Genomic DNA, 19,367 nt, shown 5'->3' with positions numbered 1-19,367 from the left:
CGCGCCGCGTGGCGCTTACGGCGAAATGTAGCCGAGACGCGCCTTCAGCGATTGCGGACGGCCCTCGAACAGCGCCGCGTAGTAGACCGTGTTGGACAACACGTTTTTCACGTAATCGCGGGTTTCCTGGAACGGAATGGTTTCCGCGAAGATGGCGCCTTCGACGCCGCCCTGCAAGGTGGAACGCCACTGGCGCGGGCGTCCCGGTCCCGCGTTGTAGCCCGCGGTGGCGAGCACGGCGGAACCGTCGAACTGATTGTAAATCATCGACAAATAGTTCGTTCCGAGCAGGATATTGGTGTCCAGGTCGTCGAGCTGATCGCGCGAAAGCGGGCCGATGCCGATCTTCTTGGCGACCATCTGCGCCGTGGCGGGCATGATCTGCATCAGGCCGCTCGCGCCCACGCCCGACTTCGCGTTGAGGATGAAGCGCGATTCCTGACGGATCAAACCGTAGGCCCATTCGACGTCGAGGCCATTGGTCTGCGCGTCGCGCTCCACCACGTCGCGGAACGGCGCGAGGTAGCGCAGCGAGAAGTCGTGCTCGCTTTGCGTGCGGTCGGCCGTGTTCACGGTGCGGTCGAGCAGCTGGATGCGTTTCGCGTATTCGGCGGCCGCGAGCAGCTGACGGTCGTTCATGCCGCGCAGCGGCCAGTTCCATTCGCGATTGCCTTCGAGACGCAGATTCAGCGCGTAGAAACGCTGCGCAAGCGCGAAGCCCGGCGTCTGGCCGGCCTGCGCGACTTCGGCGTCGCTGACCGTGGTCTTCGGCGGAATGGTGATCTTCTGGCCGAGTTCCTCGGTGGCGAGCTGGCCGTAGAAGTTATAGCCCTGCGAAATGGAAGCGAATTCCTGGCTCGCCTGGCCGGTCTCGCCCGCCTGCTTGAGCGCGCGTGCGTGCCAGTAGACCCACGACGGCTGCGCGCGCAGCGCGGCCGGCATCTGCTCGATCGACCAGCGCACCATGGTCCAGTCGCCGCCGAGCAGCGCGGCGCGCGTGCGCCATTCGTAAGCCGGGCTCGAAAGCGGCGCGTTGGCGGAAAGGCGATACCAGTCGAGCGCGCCCGGCATGCGCTTGAGCGCCGCCTGATAGCCGATCGTGCCCCAGCCGATCGCGCGTTCGGGCGAGGTGAGCGAGGGCGCGACGGCCGCGTAGGTGGCCGCCGTCATGGCCGGATCGTTGCGCGCCATCACCGTGACGGCGAGCAGCGCGAGCTGATGCGATTGCGGGTCGGCGCCGACACCGCGTGCGAGCGTGAGCGGCGGCGTGCTGATCGCCTGGCTGAACGCCGTGGGGTCGGGACGCTGCGCGAGCGCGTCGAGCAGCTTCGAGCCGGTGGTGGTCTGGTTCTGCTCGTAGGCGAGACGGATCTGCTGCCAGACGTCGTCGGTCGAGAACTGGTTCTTGATGGCGAGCGCGGTGATGAGGTCGACGCAGCCGTCGCCGTAATAGCGCGGCTCGGTGAGCAGCGCGCGCGCGTCGTCGGCGACGTTCTCGCCGCGTGCCGCGCGCGACTCCAGCGCGTAGCACTTCACCTGCGTGTCGTCGTTGAGGACGAAGCGCGGGTATTGCTTGTCGAAGTTCGCCCAGTCGTGACGCGCGCCCAGCACGAGCAGATAGTCGTTGCGCATGCGGTCGCCGATGGCCTCGCCGTCGTGGCGTTGCAGGAACGACAGCACGGGCGCGTCGGGCGCGTCCACGCGCGCGTGGCCCTGCGAATCGAACAACTGCGGCTTGAGCTGGAAGTACTCGAGATACGACGGCGCCGGATAGTCCGGGATCATCGCGGCGAGTTGCGCGGCGCGCGCCGGATCGTTGTTGCGCGCGGCTTCGCGAAGCTGGATGAAAGTCTGGTCGTCGGGCGTGAGAGTCGCCCCGATGGGCAGGGCGACGGGCCGCACGGCGTCGGCCGTGCTGCACGCGACGAGTGCCGCGGCGGTCAGTGCGAGACCGACCACGCGATATACTCGAACAAGGCGTTTGGACATCGTTATTTCTGGAGCGCGAGGTGAACCCAAGCATAGCACGCAAGCCCCTTGCGGAAGCCAAAAAGGACTGGCGCCTAAAGCTGCGCGCAGCACGCCTGGCGGCGTCTTCGGACGCCACTGTAAGCGTTGCTCTGACGGGGCATCTCGATGCGCTGATCGCGCGTCTCGCGCCGCGTTCGATCGGCTTTTACTGGCCGCTGTCGGGCGAGTTCGACGCGCGCGCGTGGATCGCCACGTGGCTCGCCGCCGACACCTCGCGAAGCGCTGCGCTGCCCGCGATTCCCGAGCGCCATACGCCGCTGCATTTCTACGCCTGGACGCCCGACGCGCCGATGCGCGAAGGGCATCACGGCATCCCCGAACCGGCGCAGCCGATCGCCGTCGTGCCCGACCTGCTCCTGGTGCCGTGCGTGGGCTTCGACCGCGCGGGTTATCGGCTCGGCTATGGCGGCGGCTATTACGACCGCACGCTCGCCGCGTGGCCCGGCGCGCAGCCGCCGTACACCGTGGGCCTCGCGTACGAAGCGTGCCGCATCGACGACGGCGTGCTCGAGCCGGAAGCGCACGATCTGCCGCTCGACGCCGTGGTCACCGAGACGGGCGCGCATCTCGCGCATCGCGGCGAAAATCACGACGAGAAGCACGACGCACAACCGGTTGCGCGTCGGGTCGCCGAAGGCTGAAGCCTGCGCGCATCGTTCCCGTCGCCGCGATCGATCCGATCGTCCCGATCGTCCTGATCGCCGGGTTATCGACTCATCGACTCATCGGCTCAAAGCGAAGCCGCCGCGCGCGCCGCCGTGTCGTAGAGCCCGGACGCGTTGCGCATCAGCTGCGCGGCATCGCCGATCTGCGCGTTGGACAGGCCGCTTTCCTTGAGCGTGGCGATCAGGCAGCTTTCGCGCACGTCGCGATAGCGCAGGCACAGCTCGCGCCCCTCGGGCGTCACCGCGAAGAACACTTCCTTGCCGCTTTTCTCGCTCGCCACGTAGCCGCGCGCGACGAGCTTCTTCAGCGCATAGGTGGCGACGTGCGTATCCTCGATATTGAGCACGAAGCAGATATCGGCGAGCTTCTTGCGCCGGTCGCGATGGCCGACGTGATGCAGCAGCGACACCTCGATCGGCGTCATATCCTTGGCGCCCGCCGCCGACATGCAGCGCACCATCCAGCGGCTGAACGCGTTGCTGGCCATGATGAGCGCGTACTCGAGTTCGGAGAGTTCGGCGCTCGTCGCGGAAACGAGATGTTCGGACGAAACGATCCTGGTCGGCTGGCGCGGCATGGCGGGAGTCCCGGCGTGACAGTGGTGGCGCCAGTGTAGAGGCGGTCCGTGCGCGACGCGCCTGGCACAAACGCTTGTTGAGAATTTGTCGATAATTTATCGAGAATGTAACCTGACTAAAACGGCCGCCGGGCGCCGCCCGCTTCTCTCGCGCCCAGCCTTGCGCCGACGCGCGGCCGCTTCGCCCTCCACTTCCCGACACCATGCGCATACCCGTTCCACGCATCTACTTTCTCGGCGACGAGGCGCTCGTCTGCGAAGCGCCGCCGCCCGCCACGCTGGAAGTTCAGCGCCGCATCTGGGCCGTGGCCGCGCAGGCGCGCGGCTGGGCCGCCGTGCGCGAAGTCGTGCCCGGCATGAACAACCTGACGATCGCCTTCGATGCGCTCGACGCCGATGCCGCCGCGCTCGCCGCCGCGCTCGAAGCCGCGTGGCGCGCCGCCGACAGCGACGACAGCGCCGACGAAACCGCCAACGACAGCGCCGACAGCCACGACGCCGCTCACGCGCAGCCCGAAGGCCGCGACATCGAGATTCCGGTGAGCTACGGCGGCGCGGCAGGCCCCGATCTCGTCGAGGTCGCGCGCCATACGGGCCTCGCGCCCGAAGAGGTCGCGCGGCGCCACGCGGCGGGCGTCTACACGGTGTTCTTTCTCGGCTTCCAGCCGGGCTTCGCCTATCTCGGCGGCCTCGACGCGGCGCTGCACACGCCGCGCCGCGCCGAACCGCGTCTGGCCGTGCCCGCCGGTTCGGTCGGCATCGGCGGCGAGCAGACGGGCATCTATCCGGCGCAATCGCCCGGCGGCTGGCAACTGATCGGCCGCACCGCGCTCGCGCTGTTCGATCCCGCGCGCCAGCCGCCCACGCTGCTGCTGCCCGGCGACCGCGTGCGTTTCACGATCGCGGAGGTCCTCGCATGATCGAAGTCCTGCGCGCGGGCCGCCTCACCACGGTCCAGGATCTGGGCCGCCCCGGCTACCGCCATCTGGGCGTCGCGACGGGCGGCGCACTCGACACGCTCGCGCTCGAAGTGGGCAACCGGCTGGTCGGCAACCGCCCCGACGCGGCGGGGCTCGAAATCACCTTCGGCCCGGTCGCGCTGCGCTTCGCACGCGCGACGCGCGTCGCCATCACCGGCACCGACTTCGGCGCGACGCTCGGCGACAAGCCCGTCTGGTCGTGGTGGAGCCTGCCGGTCGCGGCCGGCGAAACGCTCGTGCTGAACGGCGCGAAACGCGGCATGCGCGCGTATGTGTGCGTGGCGGGCGGCATCGACGTGCTGCCGATGCTCGGCTCGCGCAGCACCGATCTCGCCGCCGGTTTCGGCGGGCTCGCGGGCCGCGCGCTCAAGGACGGCGACCGGCTCGCCTCGGGCGCCTCGTTCGCGCCGGGCGGCGAGCGCGCCTCGCTCGGCCCCGACGCGCCGCCGTTCGGTGTGAAGGCGCCGACGCTGTGCAACTTCGTTCACGTGGACGAGCCGCATCACCGGCGCGGCCGCCATCCCGACGGCGTGCTCTGGGCCGTGCCCGTGCGCGTGCTGCCCGGCCCCGAATACGCGAGCTTTGCGCCCGAGTCGCAGCGCGCGTTCTGGTCCGACGAATGGCAGGTGACGCCCAACAGCAACCGCATGGGCTACCGGCTCGACGGCACGCCGCTCGCGCGCGCCGCGCCCGACGCGGGCGGCGCCCTGCTCTCGCACGCCGTGCTGCCCGGCACGATCCAGGTGCCGCCCAACGGCCAGCCCATCGTGCTGATGAGCGACGCGCAGACCACGGGCGGCTATCCGCGGATCGGCGCCGTGATCCGCGCCGATTTGTGGAAGCTCGCGCAGGTGCGGCTGACGGCGGGCGTGCGCTTCGTCGAGGCGACGCCTGCGGTGGCGCGCCACGCGCTCGAAGAGGCGCGCGCGTATCTGCGCCAGATCGACGCCGCCATCGGCATGCAGGAAGAACGCTATGCGAGCCGCAAGCGCGCGGCGGCGGGGCGTTGAGGCGCGCAGCGATATCGGCACGACGTGGCATCACGCGGTAACCGGCAATAACACGCAACACAGGCAACGACACGCCCGCGCGCGACGCGGACGTGAGGCAACACGGAGAGAACCACCATGACGACCATCGATCTGAACGCCGACCTCGGCGAAGGCTGCGGCGCCGACGAGGCGCTGCTCGACCTCGTAAGCTCGGCCAATATCGCGTGCGGCTGGCACGCGGGCGGCGCCAACGCCATGCGCGAATGCGTGCGCTGGGCCGTGGAGAAAGGCGTGTCGATCGGCGCGCACCCGAGCTTCAACGACCCCGAGAATTTCGGCCGCAAGGAAATGGACCTGCCCGCCGAGGAGATCTACGCGGGCGTGCTCTATCAGCTCGGCGCGCTGTCGGCGATTGCACAGGCCGAAGGCGGCCGCATCGCGCACGTCAAGCCGCATGGCGCGCTCTATAACCAGGCCGCGCGCGACGCGAAGATCGCCGACGCGATCGTCTCCGCCGTGCACGACTTCGATCCGTCGGTGACGGTGTTCGCGCTCGCGGGCAGCGGGCTGGTGGCGGCCGCGCGGGAAACGGGCCTCGTGGCGGTCGAGGAAGTGTTCGCCGACCGCGGCTATCGCGCCGACGGCTCGCTCGTGCCGCGCAGCGAGCCGGGCGCCCTGCTCGACGACCAGGACGCCGTGCTCGCGCGCACGCTCGCGATGATCCGCGAGCAGCGCGTGCAGGCCGTCGACGGCGCGTGGGTGCCGCTCAACGCGCAGACCATCTGCCTGCACGGCGACGGGCCTCACGCGCTCGAATTCGCGCGGCGCATCCGCGCGGCGCTCGACGAGGCGGGCATCGGCGTGCGCGCGGCGGGCGCACACGCCTGACCCGCCACGAAGCCAGAACATCACGATATCGCGACATCGCGACGCCGCTACGGCAGCGTCGCGACGAAGCGCGTGAAATCGGGAAAATGCCGCGCCACCAGCGCGTCGGGCAGCAGGAACTGCGGAAAGCTCATCGACGTGTTGTACGCATGCAGCACGTGCAGGCACAGGCCGGCGTCGTCGGCGAGCAGGGCGAACTTCGCGCCGCGCGCGAGCGCGGCCTGCGCGAACAGGGCGTCCTCGTTGAACGAACACGGCTCGAACGGCGCCGCTTCCCAGACCGGCTTGCGATACACATAGCTGAAGCCGTAGCCGAGCTGATTGTCGGCGAACGCGCGGTGCTCGTCGGGAAAGTTGAGCGCCGCCATCGGCTGCGCGCTCCACTTGAAATGCAGCCCGCTTTTCTTCAGCAGATCCCACCAGCCGTAGCAGCCATACACGCGGCTGTAGAGAAAGAACGCGCCGAGCTTCACGAAATCGGCGTCCTGCGCGCGCATCTGGCCGAGCATCGTGCGCAGATAGTGCGGCGCGTAGTACTCGTCGTCGTCGAAATGGGCGATGACGTCGGCGCGCGCGAGCTGCACCGCGAGATTGCGCTTCTCGCCGATGCTCATGCGCCGAGGCAGATGTCGATAGACGACGCGCGCATCGTCGAGCTGCTGGAGGAAAGCGCTCGGCGTGTCGCTGTCGTCGATCACGATCCATTCGCAGCCGCTGTCTTGCCCGAGATCCTGCTGCGCGAACTGGCGATACGCGAACGGCAGCATGGCCTCGCGCGCCCACGTGGGCGTGATGACGCTGACGAGCGGCGCGGTGCGCCCGGCGTCCGAAAGAGTCGACATGATGGGCTCTCCGCAGATGAAAGGCTCATCGTAGGGGCGCGGCTGCGGCGTCGATATCGGATTCCGACGAAAGCATGGGCGGGCGTTTGATCCAGATTCGCTCCTGAATCGCGCTCGAACCGATCGCGATGTGCCTCCGGGCAGCGACGATTTTTGACGGTTCGCCGCGTCGGTTTGGGAATTTTCTGATCGTCGCAACGGGGTCGGACCGCTAACTTGTTCGGTTCCTCCCTTCAAGTTCACGGTTCGTCCACGGGTTCGCGCCGCCGTGGCCACGCCGCCCCTATTTCCCATGCTCCCGCCCGATCCCGACGCCTGGCCGTCCGCCCACGCCCACGATGCTGCTCCGCAAACCTCCGCCGCCGCGCCACCGCACGCCGACGCACATGCCGACGCACATCCCGACGCACATGCCGATGCCCACGCCCGCCTCGCCGCCGCGCTCGACGCGCACCGCGCCGGGCATCTCGACACCGCACAGTCGCTCTACATGGCGCTCGTCGCGCAAGACGCCACGCACGCGGCGGCGCTGCATTACTGGGGCGTCGCGCGTCATCAACTCGGCGACCATCGCGGCGCGCTGCTGCTGATGGACCGCGCGCTCGCCTGCGCCAGCGGCGACGCGATCTGCTGGAGCAACCGCGCGCTCGCGGCACGCGCGCTGGGCGAGACCGCCGAGGCCGTGCGCAGCCTGCACGAGGCGCTGCGGCTCGAACCGTCGTTCGCCGAGGCGCACAGTCATCTCGCGCTCGCGCTGCGCGATCAGGGCGATCTCGCGGGCGCGGTCGAACATGGCCGTGCCGCGCTCGCGCTCGCGCCGCACTACACCGACGCCCACGTGAATCTCGGCAGCACGCTCGCCGCGCTCGGCCGCCACGGCGAGGCGCTCGCCTGCTATCGCGCGGCGCTGGCGCTCGCGCCCGGCGACGCGGGCATCCACTTCAATCTGGCCAATGCCCTGAACGCGCACGGCGACGAACAGGCGGCCGTCGCCAGTTTTCTGCGCGCGCTCGAACTCGATCCGGCTTACGCGGCGGCGTGGGTGAACCTCGGCACGCTGCTCGGGCGAACGGGCGACTACCGCAGCGCCGAAAAGTGCTATCGCCATGCGGTGGCGCTGGCGCCGAATCCGGCCAACCTCGTCTGCCTCGGCTCGGCGCTGGGCGCGCAGGGCCGCAACGACGAGGAGGAGCCGTACTATCTGCGCGCGCTGGAACTCGATCCCGACCACGCCGACGCGCAGCAGAACCTCGTCTGGCTCAAGCTCAAGCGCGGCGAGTACCGGGAAGGCTGGGCGTCCTATGCGCGACGCTGGCGCGCCGCCGACTACGCGCTGTTCGACGTCGAAGGCATGCCCGAATGGCGCGGCGAGCCGCTGGCGGGCAAGCGCGTGCTGCTGGTCCACGAACAGGGTTTCGGCGACCAGATCCAGTTCGTGCGCTACGCCGCCGAGATCGCCGCGCGCGGCGCGAGCGTGGACGTCTGCGTGCCGCGCGCGCTGCTGTGGCTCGCGCAGTCGGCGCCGGGCGTGCATCGCGCGTGGTCGGGCGCGCCTTCGGGCGGCTACGACTACTGGATCTACATGATGAGCGTGCCGCCCGTGGTCGGCACGACGCTCGAGACGATTCCGGCCACGGTGCCGTATCTGTTCGCGCGCGAGACGGAAATCGCGGCCTGGCAACCGCGTGTGCTGGCGGCCATGCAGGCCGATCTCGCGCGGCGCGCGGGCGGGGCAATGCCCGCGCAGAAGGGAAAGGCCGCCACGGCGCGCAAGCCCGCCGGGCATCGCTACGTCGGGCTCGTCTGGGCGGGCAATCCCGACTTCTACAACGACCGCAACCGCTCGGTGCCGCTCGCCGCGCTGCGTGAGTGGTTCGCGCTGGAGCGCATCAGCTGGTTCTCGCTGCAGAAGGGCGAGGCGGCGCGCGCCCAACTCGCCGATGCCACCGATCTCTCCGATGCCGGGGCGCAGGTCGTGATCCACGATTTCAGCGCCGATCTGCACGATTTCGCCGATACGGCGGCGCTCATCATGAATCTCGATCTCGTGATCGCCGTGGATACGTCGATCGCGCATCTGGCGGGCGCGCTCGGCAAGCCGGTCTGGGTGCTGGTGCCCGCGAACGGCGAGTGGCGCTGGCTCGAACATCGCGCCGATTCGCCGTGGTATCCCACGGCGCGGCTGTTCCGCCAGCGTGAGGTGGGCGACTGGCGCGACGCCATCGACGAGGTCCGCGACGCGCTCGCCGCCGCGCCATCGGCACGCACGCGGGTGGGCGCGAAGACACGGGCGGCCGCGCCGAAGCTTGAACCGGAGATCGCGGAGAACGCGCCCGCCGCCACGCCGCCGAAGCCACGGAGAAAACCGAAGCGCGTGCGCCCCGCCGTCAGCGAAGTCACCGACGCGCGCGAAACGACGGCATCGCCCGATCTCGTCGACCAGATGGACCGAACGGACGACGCAGACAAAGTGGACAAGGCCGACGCTCCATCCCGCCCGCCCAAACTCACCCCGGATCGACCGTGAAACCGCGCTGGCGCAGCAACTGCAGCACCCCTTTGCGCCCGCCCAGATGCAGCGCGCCGATCGCCACGAACAGCGGCTTGTTCGGCGCCGCGTACTGCTGCATGCGCACGACGAAGCGCCGGTTGCGCTCGTAGACGATGCGGTTGTCCACCGACGCCGCCACGCGCCAGTCGTGCGAGAGCTTTTCAGTGCGCGCGGCTTCCCAGGCGGCGATGGCATCGGCGTCGCCCACGCGCCAGAGGCGCAGCAGCGTCTGCACGTCGGCCACGTTCTGCGCGGGCGTCTGCGCGAGATCCTGCGCCAGCATTTCGCGCTGCTGCGCGAGGTTCAGGTTCGTGAACGCGCGCATCTGCTCGGACAGCGTCTCCAGCCCGACGATGCGCCGCCCCTTCAGGCGCAGGAACACGTTCTGCAATTGCGCCTCGGTGCCGTATTCGGTTTGCAGGCCCGCGCTCAGCGAATCGTAGGTTTCCACCAGCAGCGAGGCGAGCCACGGTTTCATCTTGCGCATCTCGGCGAGCGCCTCGGGATTGCCGCGCATGCGCGCCGCCAGCTTCATCCACAGCGGCTCGGGCAGCAGTTGTTCGAGACAGGGTTTGCGGCAGACGCCGTATTTCGAGACGTCGTCCTGCGAGACCAGCAGATCGTCGGGAGACAGCTCCAGCGCGAGCGTCGGCGACGCGTTGAGCGCCGCGAGAATGGGCGCGCGGAACGGTTGGCCGGGCGGATAGTCGACCGGATCGCCCACGTGGAGCGTGCCGAGCAGATAGATGGTGGTGGTGCCGCGCGTGGCGACATAGAACGGCATGCGCGCGGGCCGGGTGCGCACCGGGCCGCCGGCGGTGGTGCCCGAGGCGTAGCTGGGCACGGCGGGCGGCGAATGGAAGCCGGGCAGGCCGCCGCCCGAAGGCAGGCGCGAGCCGGACGTGGCCGGAATACCCGGAACAGGCGGACGCGCGCCAGGCGTATTGGCGGCGGCGCCCGCCGCGAGCGCGTCGCCCGCGTAAGTGCCGAGCACGACCGCCAACGCCAGCGCCGCGCCCATCGCCGCACGCGCGAGACCCCGCCAGGGCGCGCGCAGCCCGGACATCGGACCCGCACCCCACCACTCCGAGCGAAAAACCATCCGCAAACCCGCGCGAGCCCTCCTCGCCAGCCACTGCGCGCGCACCTGCCAGCGCGCGCGCGTCGTCATCGACATGGCGGAGCAGCCGTCTGAATGCACGCAGCGCGCACCATGGCGCGCCGCTGCCTCATCAGGCCGAACTGCTCCCATCCATTTCCCCCACCTCTTCCGCACGATGGCAGGATACCTGACGCCCATCAACTTCGCGAAGTTGGGGCACTTCCTGACGGCACCGCTCGATCGCGTAAGGGCAGCGCTGATGGAACGTGCAGCCCGACGGCGGATTGAGCGGCGACGGCAGTTCGCCCTCCAGTTTGATCTTCACGCGGCGGTCCGCCTCGAAGATCGCGGGCGTGGCCGACAGCAGCGAGCGCGTGTACGGATGGCGCGGCCGCCCGATCACCGTGGCCTTGTCGCCGAGTTCCGCCACGCCGCCGAGGTACATCACCATCACGTCGTCGGCGATGTGCTCGACCACCGCCAGATTGTGCGAAATGAACACATAGCTGGTGCGGAACTGCTCCTGCAGATCCATGAACAGATTGAGAATCTGCGCCTGGATCGACACGTCGAGCGCCGACACCGGCTCGTCGGCGACCACGATCTGCGGATCGAGAATCATCGCGCGCGCGATCGCCACACGCTGACGCTGCCCGCCCGAGAACATATGCGGATAGCGCTTGGCGTGCTCGGGCCGCAAGCCGACGATGCGCATCATGTGCGCGATGCGGTCCGCGCGTTCGGCGGCGGTGAGCTTGGTGTTGATCGCCAGCGGCTCACCGAGCGTCTGCTCGACGGTCTTGCGCGGATTGAGCGAGGCGAACGGGTTCTGGAACACCATCTGCACGCGGCGGCGCAGCGCGGCGATCTTCTCGCGGCTCGCGCTGGCCACGTCCTCGCCGTCGATCGTGAGCTTGCCCGAGGTGGGCGGCTCGATCATCGTGAGCTGGCGCGCGAGCGTGGACTTGCCGCAGCCCGACTCGCCCACCACCGCGAGCGTGCGCCCGCGCGTGAGCGAGAACGACACGCCGTTGAGCGCCTTCACGGTGCCCGTGCCGAACATGCCGCGCTTCACGCTGTAATGCTTCTTGAGATCCTCGGCGACGAGCACCTTGTCGTCGGGCGCGGGTTTCTGGACTGCGTTCATCGCGCGCCTCCGTTCGTGGGGTTCACTGCCTGACCCGCCATCTTGCCCTGCACGTTCAGCGGCTTGATGCAGCGCACGCGCGCGCAGCCGCCGCTTTCGCTGGCGAGATCGACGAGTTCGGCGAGCGCGGGGCGCGCCTTGTTGCAGTCGTCGATCACGTACTTGCAGCGCGGCGCGAACAGACAGCCGCTCGGACGATCGTCGCGGCCCGGCACCATGCCCGCCAGCGCGGCGAGGCGCGCCGCGCCCTGGTTGTGCTCGGGAATCGCCGCGAGCAGCGCCTCCGTGTAAGGATGATGCGGACGCGCGAAGATGTCCGGCACGCGATTGGTCTCGATGATCTCGCCCGCGTACATCACGGCCACGCGCTGCGCGACTTCGGAGACCACGGCCAGATCGTGCGAGATCAGCACGAGCGCCATGCCGCGCTCCTTCTGCAGACGCACGAGCAGTTCCATGATCTGCGCCTGGATCGTCACGTCGAGCGCCGTGGTGGGCTCGTCGGCGATCAGCAGCTTCGGATTGCAGGCCACGGCCATCGCGATCATCACGCGCTGGTTCATGCCGCCCGACATCTGGTGCGGGAAGTTGTCGATGCGGTTCTTCGCGTCGGGAATGCCCACCTGGTCGAGCAGTTCGAGCGCGCGCCGATGCAGCGCCGCGCCGCGCAGGCCTTCGTGCAGCTTGAGCACTTCCTTGATCTGATAGCCGACCGTGTAGCTCGGATTCAGGCTCGAAAGCGCGTCCTGGAACACCATCGCGATGTCCTTGCCGACGATGCGGCGGCGCTCCTTGCCGGTCGCGTTGAGCAGATCGCGGCCATCGAAGGTGACCGAATCGGCCGTGACCTTGCCGGGCGCGTCGATCAGGCCCATCAGCGCCATCATCGTCACGCTCTTGCCCGAACCCGATTCGCCGACGATGCCGAGCACTTCGCCCGGCGCCACGGAAAGATTCACGCGGTCGACGGCGGGCAGGCCGTTGAAATTCACGGCCAGATTGCGGATGGATAGAAGTTCTTGAGTCATGTCAGGCCTCGCCGGGCCGCCCCAAGAGGACTGACGCCCCCTCGGGGGGCAACGACCGAAGGGAGTGTGGGGGTCGTTTTCATATCAGGCCATCCGCTTCAGCTTGGGATCGAGTGCGTCGCGCAGCCCGTCGCCGAGCAGGTTGATCGCGAGCACCGAGATCAGGATCGACAGGCCGGGCATCGTGACGATCCACCATGCGCTGTCGATGTAGTCGCGCGCCGAGGCGAGCATCGCGCCCCACTCCGCCGCGGGCGGCTGCACGCCGAGGCCGAGAAAGCCGAGCGCGGCGGCGTCGAGAATCGCCGAGCTGAAACCGAGCGTCGCCTGCACGATCAGCGGCGCCGTGCAGTTGGGCAGCACCTGCGAGAACATCAGCCGCAGCGTGCCCGCGCCCGCCACGCGCGAGGCGGTCACATATTCCTTGTGCAGTTCGCCGAGCGCCGAGCCGCGCGTGAGACGCACATAACCGGGCAGCGCGACGATCGCGATCGCGAGCATCGTGTTGGTGAGGCCCGGACCGATGATCGCCACCACGGCGACCGCGAGCAGCAGCGACGGCAGCGCGAGCAGCACGTCCATCAGACGCATGATCGGCGTGTCGGCCCATTTCTCGAAGAACGCGGCGACGAGCCCGAGCACGATGCCCGGAATCAGCGCGAGCACGACCGAGACGCAGCCGATCCACAGCGACAGGCGCGCGCCGAACATCAGGCGCGAGAGGATGTCGCGGCCCGCTTCGTCGGTGCCGAGAATGAACTTCCAGTTGCCGCCGTCGAGCCAGGCGGGCGGAATCTTCACGTTGTCGCGGTATTGCTCGATCGGGCTGTGCGGGGCGATCAGCGGCGCGAAGATCGCCACGAAAACCAGCAGCAGCACGATCACGCCCGCCGCGACGGCGCCCTTGTTGCGCGAGAAGTTCGCCCAGAATTCGCGCAGCACGAGCGCGCGTCCCGAAGGCGGCGTGACCGCGCGCGGCGCGGTGTTCTGAATGTCAGCCATCACGCCTCCTTTCGATTGTCTTGGTGTTGTGGGGTTTGCATCGTCATGGCGTGATTACCTCGTATGGCGAATGCGCGGATTCAGCACGCCGTACAGCAGATCGACGACCAGATTCACGAGGATCACGAGCGTCGCGATCATGAGAATGCCGCCCTGCACCACCGGATAATCGCGGCGGCTGATCGCGTCGATCAGCCATTTGCCGATGCCGGGCCAGGAGAACAATGTTTCGGTGAGCACCGCGCCCGCGAGCAGCGTGCCGACCTGCAGGCCGATCACGGTCACGACGGGAATCAGCGCGTTGCGCAGCGCGTGCACGACGATCACGCGCACGGGCGAAAGACCCTTGGCGCGCGCGGTGCGGATGTAGTCCTCGCGCAGCACTTCGAGCATCGACGAGCGCGTCATGCGCGCGACCACCGCGAGCGGAATCGTGCCGAGCACGATCGCGGGCAGGATCAGATGCGAGAGCGCGGACTTGAACGAGCCTTCGTCGGTGCCCGGCAGCAGCGAGTCGATCAGCATGAAGCCGGTCACGCGCGGAATGTCGAACTCCACCGCGATGCGCCCGGAAACCGGCGTCCAGCCGAGCTTCGACGAGAACACCATGATGAGGATGAGGCCCCACCAGAAGATCGGCATGGAGTAGCCGGTGAGCGCCGTGCCCATCACGCCGTGATCGACCACGGTGCCGCGCCGCAGCGCCGCGAACACGCCCGCGGGCAGGCCGATCACGAGCGCGAAGATCAGCGCGCAGATCGACAGTTCGACGGTGGCGGGAAAGCGCGCCAGAAACTCGCCCATCACGCTCGTGTTGGTGATGATCGAGGTGCCGAGATTGCCTTGCAACGCGTGGCCGACGTAGTGCAGATACTGCATCGGCAGGGGCTCGTCGAGCCCGAGGCGGTGCATCGCGTCGGCGTGCATTTGAGGATCGACGCCGCGCTCGCCCATCATCACTTCGATGGGGTCGCCCGGAATCAGGTGAATGAGCGCGAACGCCAGAATCGTGATGCCGATGAACGTCGGAATCACCATGCCGATGCGGCGCAATACGAAGCGGAACATGTGGTGTTCCCCCCTAAAACTTCAATGAGCCTGAATGGAAACGCAACCGGCGACAGGGGCTCGTGACCCCGGTCGCCGGACCATTTTCCGCTTCTTTTCCCGGTGTGCGGGCGAAGCGGAAAGTCTTACCCGATGATCTTTACTGCATGCCCACGCCGTCGAAGCGCGCGTAGCCCAGCGGCTCGATGCGCATGTCGATCACCTTCTTGCTGACCGGCTGATAGACGGTCGAGTGGGCGATCGGCGAGAACGGCAGCTGCTGCGCGAAAATCTGCTGCGCCTGCGTGTAGATCTTCGTGCGCTCGGCCTGATTCGACGTCTGACGGCCCTTCTGGACCAGGTCGTCGAACGGCTTGTAGCACCACTTGCCGAAGTTGTTGCCGTTCACGGCGTCGCAGCCGAGCAGCGTGCCGAGCCAGTTGTCCGGGTCGCCATTGTCGCCCGTCCAGCCGATCAGCATCGAGTCGTCCTCGCCCGCGTGCGCACGCTTGATGTACTCGCCCCACTCGTACGTGACGATCTTCGCCTTCACGCCGATCTTGGCCCAGTCGGCCTGGATCATCTCGGCCATCAGACGCGCGTTCGGGTTATACGGACGCTGCACCGGCATCGCCCAGAGCGTCATCTCGAAACCGTTCGGGAAACCGGCCTTCGCGAGCAGCGCCTTGGCCTTCGCCGTGTCGTACGGCTGCGCCGTCAGCGACTTGTCGTAGGACCATTGCGTGGGCGGCATCGGATTGGTCGCCGCCTGGCCCGCGCCCTGGTACACCGACTCGATGATCGCCTTCTTGTTGATCGCCATGTCGAGCGCCTGACGCACTTCGAGCTTGTCCATCGGCTTGCGCGTGACCGTGTACGACAGATAGCCGAGGTTGAAGCCCGGCTGCGACGGCATGGCGATGTTCGCATCGGCCTTCAGCGGCGCGATGTCGGCGGGACGCGGATAGCTCATCACCTGGCATTCGTCGCGCTTGAGCTTCTGCACGCGCACGCTCGCGTCCGGCGTGATCGAGAAGATCAGCTTCGAGATCTTCACCGTGTTGGGCTTCCAGTAGTCGGGATTGCCGTCGAAGCGGATCGTCGCGTCCTTCGTGTAGCTCTTGAAGATGAACGGACCCGTGCCGACCGGGAACTGGTTCATGTCGGCGGCCTTGCCGGCCTTCATCAGCTGATCGGCGTATTCGGCCGAGAGAATCGACGCGAATTCCATCGCCATGTTCTGGATGAACGGCGCGTTCGGCTCGTTCAGCGTGAACTTCACGGTGTACGGATCGACCTTTTCGACCTTGGCGATCAACTTGTCGAGGCCCATGTCGGTGAAGTACGGGAACGACACCGGGTATGCCTTGCGGAACGGCTGGTTCGGATCGAGCATGCGCTGGAACGTGAACACGACGTCGTCGGCGTCGAATTCGCGCGAGGGCTTGAAGAACGAGGTGGTCTGGAACTTCACGCCGTGGCGCAGATGGAACGTGTAGGTCTTGCCGTCGGGGGAAACGTCCCACGATTGCGCGAGGCCCGGCTCGACCTTGGTGCCGCCGCGTTCGAATTCGACGAGACGGTTATAGACGGTGAACGTGTTCGCGGTGAAGTCGACGCCGGTCGTGTACTGCGCCGGGTCGAAACCGGCGGGGCTGCCTTCCGAGCAGTAGACGAGCGTCTTGTTCGGAATGCTGCCGGCGGCGTGCGCGAGCGGGGCGCCTGCAATCGATGCCGCTGCGAGCGTCACGAGAGACGTCAGTCGTGCGGCACGCAACAGTTTGTTTTCTTTCATGTTTCCTCCAGTTCGATGCCGGCCGGAGCCAGCGTAGCGCGATCTTACCTGCCCTCTCTACGCCGTCACAAGCGAGCCAAAAAGTCCCGGGACTCGTGGAAAACGCTCGCTTGACAGGCGTGCGCCGAAGCGCGTCCCGCCGATTCAGGGTGTCGACGGCTCACGCGATTCGCACGATTTATTGCTCGCTTTTGGTAGTTTTATCACCGTTTATGGGGCTGTTTTGTTTCTGTGGCGCATTTCACGCCGCGGCCGCGCGCCCGCACCAGTCGCGCCACATCTCGCGCATCGCGGTTTCCATGCCGCGCGCAAAACGCGCGCCGTCCATCAGCGGCGAAGCTTCCATGCGCGCGCGCAAACCGGCGCGCAGCGCGGCGAGGCGCGGCAGATCGCGCGCCAGCGAGACGACGATCTCGACGTATTCCGCGTCACTGTGCGCGACCAGTTCGGGCAAGCCGAGATTGGCGAGCAGCGAGAGCCCCGCGCGGCTCGCGGCGCTGCGGCCCACGCGCGTGGGCACGGGCACGCCCATCCAGAACGCATCGAGGCTCGTGGTGTGACCGTTGTACGGGAAGGTGTCGAGCGCGAGGTCGATCTGCGACCACGTGCGCAGATAGTCGGTCCGCGCCTGGAAGCCCACGTAGCTCACCTGCGCCGGATCGATGCCGTGCGCCGCGAGCCGCGCGTTCAGGCGCTCGCGCGCGCTGCCCGGCGGCGCCATCAGCACGAGCCGCGTTGCCTGCCCGGCGTCGCGCAGCGCGGCGAACACGGCCGACCACAGCGCGAAGGTGGCGTCGGTGAGCTTGCACGGATTGTTGAGGCAGCCGAGCGTGACGAGCGGCGCATTCGCTGCATGGGTCGCCGACTCGATCGCCGCCTGGATCGCCGCTTGCGCGGGCAGCGCGTTCACCTCGACGCCGGGCGCCTGCGCGTCGTAGCACCAGAAAGTGTCGGGCAGACGCAGCGTGCGCTCGGTGTAGTGCGCCTCGATCTCCGGCACGTCGCGCGGATCGAGCCACGGATCGCTGAGCCGCCAGCCCAGCGCCGGACTGCCCGTGGTGCCCGGATACGCGAGCCACGCCACCTGCACCGGCGCGGGCCGCCGCGCGAACAGCAGACGCCGCGCGCCGTCCATGTGCATCGTCAGATCGACGAGGATATCGATGCCGTCGGCGCGAATCTGGTGCGCGAGGCGTTCGTCGTCGAGCTGGCTCACGTCGCGCCAGTGGTCCGCGTGCGCGGCGAGACGCGCCGTGGTGTCGTCGGGTTGCGCGACGAGCGAATAGCCGACGATCTCGAACGCCGCGTGGTCGTGATGCGCGAGCAGCGGCTGCATGAACAGCGCCTGGCAATGGTTGCGGAAATCGGGCGAGACATAGCCGATGCGTAGCCGCCGCGCCGGTTCCGGCGTGTTCGCATACGCGGCGGGCGCAAGCACCCCAAGCGGCCCAGACGGCGCGCCGAGCCACGCGGCCTCGTGCGCGGCCGCGAAGCGCTCGGTTTCCGCGCGGATCGCGTGGCCGTCGTCGCTCGCGAAGGTGCACGCGTAGACCAGATTGCTGTGCGCGCCCAGATTGCCGGGATCGCAGGCGAGCGCGCGCCGGTAGGCGGCGATGGCGTCCTCGATGCGGCCCATGTTCTTGAACACGTTGCCGAGATTGCTGTGCGCGTTCGCGAACTGCGCGTCGATCTCGATGGCGCGCCGGAAGCACACGAGTGCGTCGTCGGGGCGCGCGAGATCGACGTTCACGTTGCCGAGGTTGTTCCACGCCGCCGCATTGCCCGGCTGCCGGACGAGCGCGCGCGAGAGCGCATCGCGCGCCTCGTCGTGACGGCCGATCGCGCGCAGCAGGCAGCCGAGATTCGTGAGCACGTCGGGCGCATCGGGCGCGAGCGTGCGCGCGTGTTCGAGCAGCACCCGCGCCTCGCCCGTGCGGTTGAGCGCGATCAGGGCGTTCGCCAGATTGTTCCAGGCGTTCACGTAGCCCGCGTCGAGCGCCACGGCGCGCCGCAGCGGCGCCTCCGCGCGCTCGGGCGCGCCGCTCGTCAGCAGCAGGCTGCCGTAGTTGTAATACGCCGCCGCGTAATCGGGCGCGAGCGCCAGCACGCGTTCGAACAGCGCGAGCGCGCGCGCCGTGTCGCCCTGCCGCGCGTGCAGATTGGCGAGATTGTTCAGCGCGATGACGGAGTCGGGCTGGAGCGCGAGCGCGCGTTCGAGCGTGGCGATGGCGGCGCTCGCCTGCGTCGACGCATCGTAGGTGAGCGCGAGGCTCACGAGGAAATTGGCGTCGGCGCGCACGGCCAGCGCGCCCTCGATCAGTGCGCGCGCCGCCAGCCGGTCGCGCGGCGTGTCGAGAATCCCTGCGAGATGCAGCGCGTCGGCGTCGTGCGCGTTGGCGGCGATCAGCCGTGCGCAACGCGCGCGGGCGTCGTCGTGTGCGCCGGCGCGCCAGGCGGCGACGGCGTCGGCGAACGTGCCGGCGGTAAGAGCGGGATCGACGGGATTCATGATGGGCGGGCCATCGGCATCGGCCGTGGCGTGCAATCGGATGGAGGTGAGAGCAGTGAGCAAGCCGGACGCAACACGCGATCCAGCCCGATAAAACGAAAACCGGCCGATGTAAAAGGAAACCGGCGACATAAAAGAAAACCGTCGATTATCGGCACCGTCTCAAATCAAACTACTTGACCCACATCACCATCATCAGTTGCGTACCCA

At 68.3% G+C, this 19,367-nt stretch carries 15 protein-coding genes; 5 read left to right on the top strand and 10 right to left on the bottom strand.

What is annotated here, in order from left to right; genetic code table 11:
* Nucleotides 1-15: 15 nt before the first annotated feature.
* A complete protein-coding gene (locus U4Y88_RS27625) occupies nt 16-1,989 on the bottom strand; it encodes a lytic transglycosylase domain-containing protein (protein ID WP_224015794.1) in 1,974 nt (657 codons plus the stop codon).
* 20 nt (nt 1,990-2,009) lie between these two features.
* Between U4Y88_RS27625 and U4Y88_RS27620 the strand changes: the two genes are divergently transcribed.
* Nucleotides 2,010-2,672: a 5-formyltetrahydrofolate cyclo-ligase gene (locus tag U4Y88_RS27620; protein WP_415774508.1), complete on the top strand. Its 663-nt coding sequence runs from the start codon at nt 2,010-2,012 to the stop codon at nt 2,670-2,672.
* Nucleotides 2,673-2,761: 89 nt separating this feature from the next.
* On the opposite strand, the gene U4Y88_RS27615 is transcribed toward U4Y88_RS27620, so the two are convergent.
* Complete coding sequence (locus tag U4Y88_RS27615) at nt 2,762-3,274, bottom strand: winged helix DNA-binding protein (RefSeq protein ID WP_321787648.1); 513 nt, start codon at nt 3,272-3,274, stop codon at nt 2,762-2,764.
* A 209-nt stretch (nt 3,275-3,483) separates the two neighbouring features.
* On the opposite strand from U4Y88_RS27615, the gene pxpB reads away from it, so the two are divergent.
* The 3 genes from pxpB to pxpA all read left to right on the top strand — a co-directional run bounded on the left by pxpB (nt 3,484) and on the right by pxpA (nt 6,134).
* Nucleotides 3,484-4,194 carry a 5-oxoprolinase subunit PxpB gene (gene pxpB / locus U4Y88_RS27610; RefSeq protein ID WP_321787693.1) on the top strand — a complete coding sequence of 237 codons (711 nt, stop codon included), beginning with the start codon at nt 3,484-3,486 and terminating at the stop codon, nt 4,192-4,194.
* Entirely contained in the window at nt 4,191-5,264 is a 1,074-nt protein-coding gene (locus U4Y88_RS27605; protein ID WP_321787647.1) for a biotin-dependent carboxyltransferase family protein, read from the top strand. The genes pxpB and U4Y88_RS27605 overlap by 4 nt, the downstream gene beginning before the upstream one ends.
* Before the next feature lie 117 nt (nt 5,265-5,381).
* Nucleotides 5,382-6,134, top strand: a complete 753-nt coding sequence (pxpA, locus tag U4Y88_RS27600) for a 5-oxoprolinase subunit PxpA (RefSeq protein WP_310632914.1) — start codon at nt 5,382-5,384, stop codon at nt 6,132-6,134.
* A 47-nt stretch (nt 6,135-6,181) separates the two neighbouring features.
* Here pxpA and U4Y88_RS27595 read toward each other — a convergent pair whose 3' ends face one another.
* Nucleotides 6,182-6,976 carry a glycosyltransferase family A protein gene (locus U4Y88_RS27595; protein WP_321787645.1) on the bottom strand — a complete coding sequence of 265 codons (795 nt, stop codon included), beginning with the start codon at nt 6,974-6,976 and terminating at the stop codon, nt 6,182-6,184.
* 292 nt (nt 6,977-7,268) lie between these two features.
* On the opposite strand from U4Y88_RS27595, the gene U4Y88_RS27590 reads away from it, so the two are divergent.
* The gene (locus U4Y88_RS27590; protein WP_321787643.1) at nt 7,269-9,503 is read left to right on the top strand and encodes a tetratricopeptide repeat protein; all 2,235 of its coding nucleotides are present in this window, start codon (nt 7,269-7,271) and stop codon (nt 9,501-9,503) included.
* On the opposite strand, the gene U4Y88_RS27585 is transcribed toward U4Y88_RS27590, so the two are convergent.
* The 7 genes from U4Y88_RS27585 to U4Y88_RS27555 form a co-directional block, all read right to left on the bottom strand.
* A complete protein-coding gene (locus tag U4Y88_RS27585) occupies nt 9,484-10,698 on the bottom strand; it encodes a TraB/GumN family protein (RefSeq protein ID WP_321787691.1) in 1,215 nt (404 codons plus the stop codon). The two genes, U4Y88_RS27590 and U4Y88_RS27585, sit on opposite strands and share 20 nt — an antisense overlap.
* A gap of 61 nt (nt 10,699-10,759) precedes the next feature.
* Nucleotides 10,760-11,776 (bottom strand): peptide ABC transporter ATP-binding protein, encoded by a 1,017-nt coding sequence (locus U4Y88_RS27580; RefSeq protein WP_321787642.1) that lies wholly within the window; start codon nt 11,774-11,776, stop codon nt 10,760-10,762.
* On the bottom strand, nt 11,773-12,804 hold the full coding sequence (locus tag U4Y88_RS27575) for an ABC transporter ATP-binding protein (RefSeq protein WP_321787640.1): 1,032 nt from the start codon (nt 12,802-12,804) through the stop codon (nt 11,773-11,775). The genes U4Y88_RS27580 and U4Y88_RS27575 overlap by 4 nt, the downstream gene beginning before the upstream one ends.
* A gap of 84 nt (nt 12,805-12,888) precedes the next feature.
* Nucleotides 12,889-13,806, bottom strand: coding sequence for an ABC transporter permease subunit (locus U4Y88_RS27570; protein ID WP_224015775.1), 918 nt, complete (start codon nt 13,804-13,806; stop codon nt 12,889-12,891).
* A gap of 54 nt (nt 13,807-13,860) precedes the next feature.
* Nucleotides 13,861-14,874, bottom strand: coding sequence for an ABC transporter permease subunit (locus U4Y88_RS27565; protein WP_224015773.1), 1,014 nt, complete (start codon nt 14,872-14,874; stop codon nt 13,861-13,863).
* A 139-nt stretch (nt 14,875-15,013) separates the two neighbouring features.
* On the bottom strand, nt 15,014-16,648 hold the full coding sequence (locus tag U4Y88_RS27560) for an ABC transporter substrate-binding protein (protein ID WP_224015771.1): 1,635 nt from the start codon (nt 16,646-16,648) through the stop codon (nt 15,014-15,016).
* A 241-nt stretch (nt 16,649-16,889) separates the two neighbouring features.
* On the bottom strand, nt 16,890-19,157 hold the full coding sequence (locus U4Y88_RS27555; protein WP_321787638.1) for a tetratricopeptide repeat protein: 2,268 nt from the start codon (nt 19,155-19,157) through the stop codon (nt 16,890-16,892).
* Nucleotides 19,158-19,367: the final 210 nt, after the last annotated feature.

Origin of the sequence: Paraburkholderia sp. J94, from assembly GCF_905220285.1 — a bacterium.
GTDB lineage: Bacteria > Pseudomonadota > Gammaproteobacteria > Burkholderiales > Burkholderiaceae > Paraburkholderia > Paraburkholderia tropica_A.
This window is presented reverse-complemented; position numbering and strand designations above follow the sequence as displayed.

What these genes read in the sequence shown, in the direction of transcription:
- U4Y88_RS27625 (WP_224015794.1), bottom strand. Translation starts at nt 1,989, where the DNA reads ATGTCCAAACGCCTTGTTCGAGTATATCGCGTGGTCGGTCTCGCACTG.
- U4Y88_RS27615 (WP_321787648.1), bottom strand. Translation starts at nt 3,274, where the DNA reads ATGCCGCGCCAGCCGACCAGGATCGTTTCGTCCGAACATCTCGTTTCC.
- U4Y88_RS27605 (WP_321787647.1), top strand. Translation starts at nt 4,191, where the DNA reads ATGATCGAAGTCCTGCGCGCGGGCCGCCTCACCACGGTCCAGGATCTG.
- pxpA (WP_310632914.1), top strand. Translation starts at nt 5,382, where the DNA reads ATGACGACCATCGATCTGAACGCCGACCTCGGCGAAGGCTGCGGCGCC.
- U4Y88_RS27595 (WP_321787645.1), bottom strand. Translation starts at nt 6,976, where the DNA reads ATGTCGACTCTTTCGGACGCCGGGCGCACCGCGCCGCTCGTCAGCGTC.
- U4Y88_RS27590 (WP_321787643.1), top strand. Translation starts at nt 7,269, where the DNA reads ATGCTCCCGCCCGATCCCGACGCCTGGCCGTCCGCCCACGCCCACGAT.
- U4Y88_RS27585 (WP_321787691.1), bottom strand. Translation starts at nt 10,698, where the DNA reads ATGACGACGCGCGCGCGCTGGCAGGTGCGCGCGCAGTGGCTGGCGAGG.
- U4Y88_RS27580 (WP_321787642.1), bottom strand. Translation starts at nt 11,776, where the DNA reads ATGAACGCAGTCCAGAAACCCGCGCCCGACGACAAGGTGCTCGTCGCC.
- U4Y88_RS27575 (WP_321787640.1), bottom strand. Translation starts at nt 12,804, where the DNA reads ATGACTCAAGAACTTCTATCCATCCGCAATCTGGCCGTGAATTTCAAC.
- U4Y88_RS27570 (WP_224015775.1), bottom strand. Translation starts at nt 13,806, where the DNA reads ATGGCTGACATTCAGAACACCGCGCCGCGCGCGGTCACGCCGCCTTCG.
- U4Y88_RS27565 (WP_224015773.1), bottom strand. Translation starts at nt 14,874, where the DNA reads ATGTTCCGCTTCGTATTGCGCCGCATCGGCATGGTGATTCCGACGTTC.
- U4Y88_RS27560 (WP_224015771.1), bottom strand. Translation starts at nt 16,648, where the DNA reads ATGAAAGAAAACAAACTGTTGCGTGCCGCACGACTGACGTCTCTCGTG.
- U4Y88_RS27555 (WP_321787638.1), bottom strand. Translation starts at nt 19,157, where the DNA reads ATGAATCCCGTCGATCCCGCTCTTACCGCCGGCACGTTCGCCGACGCC.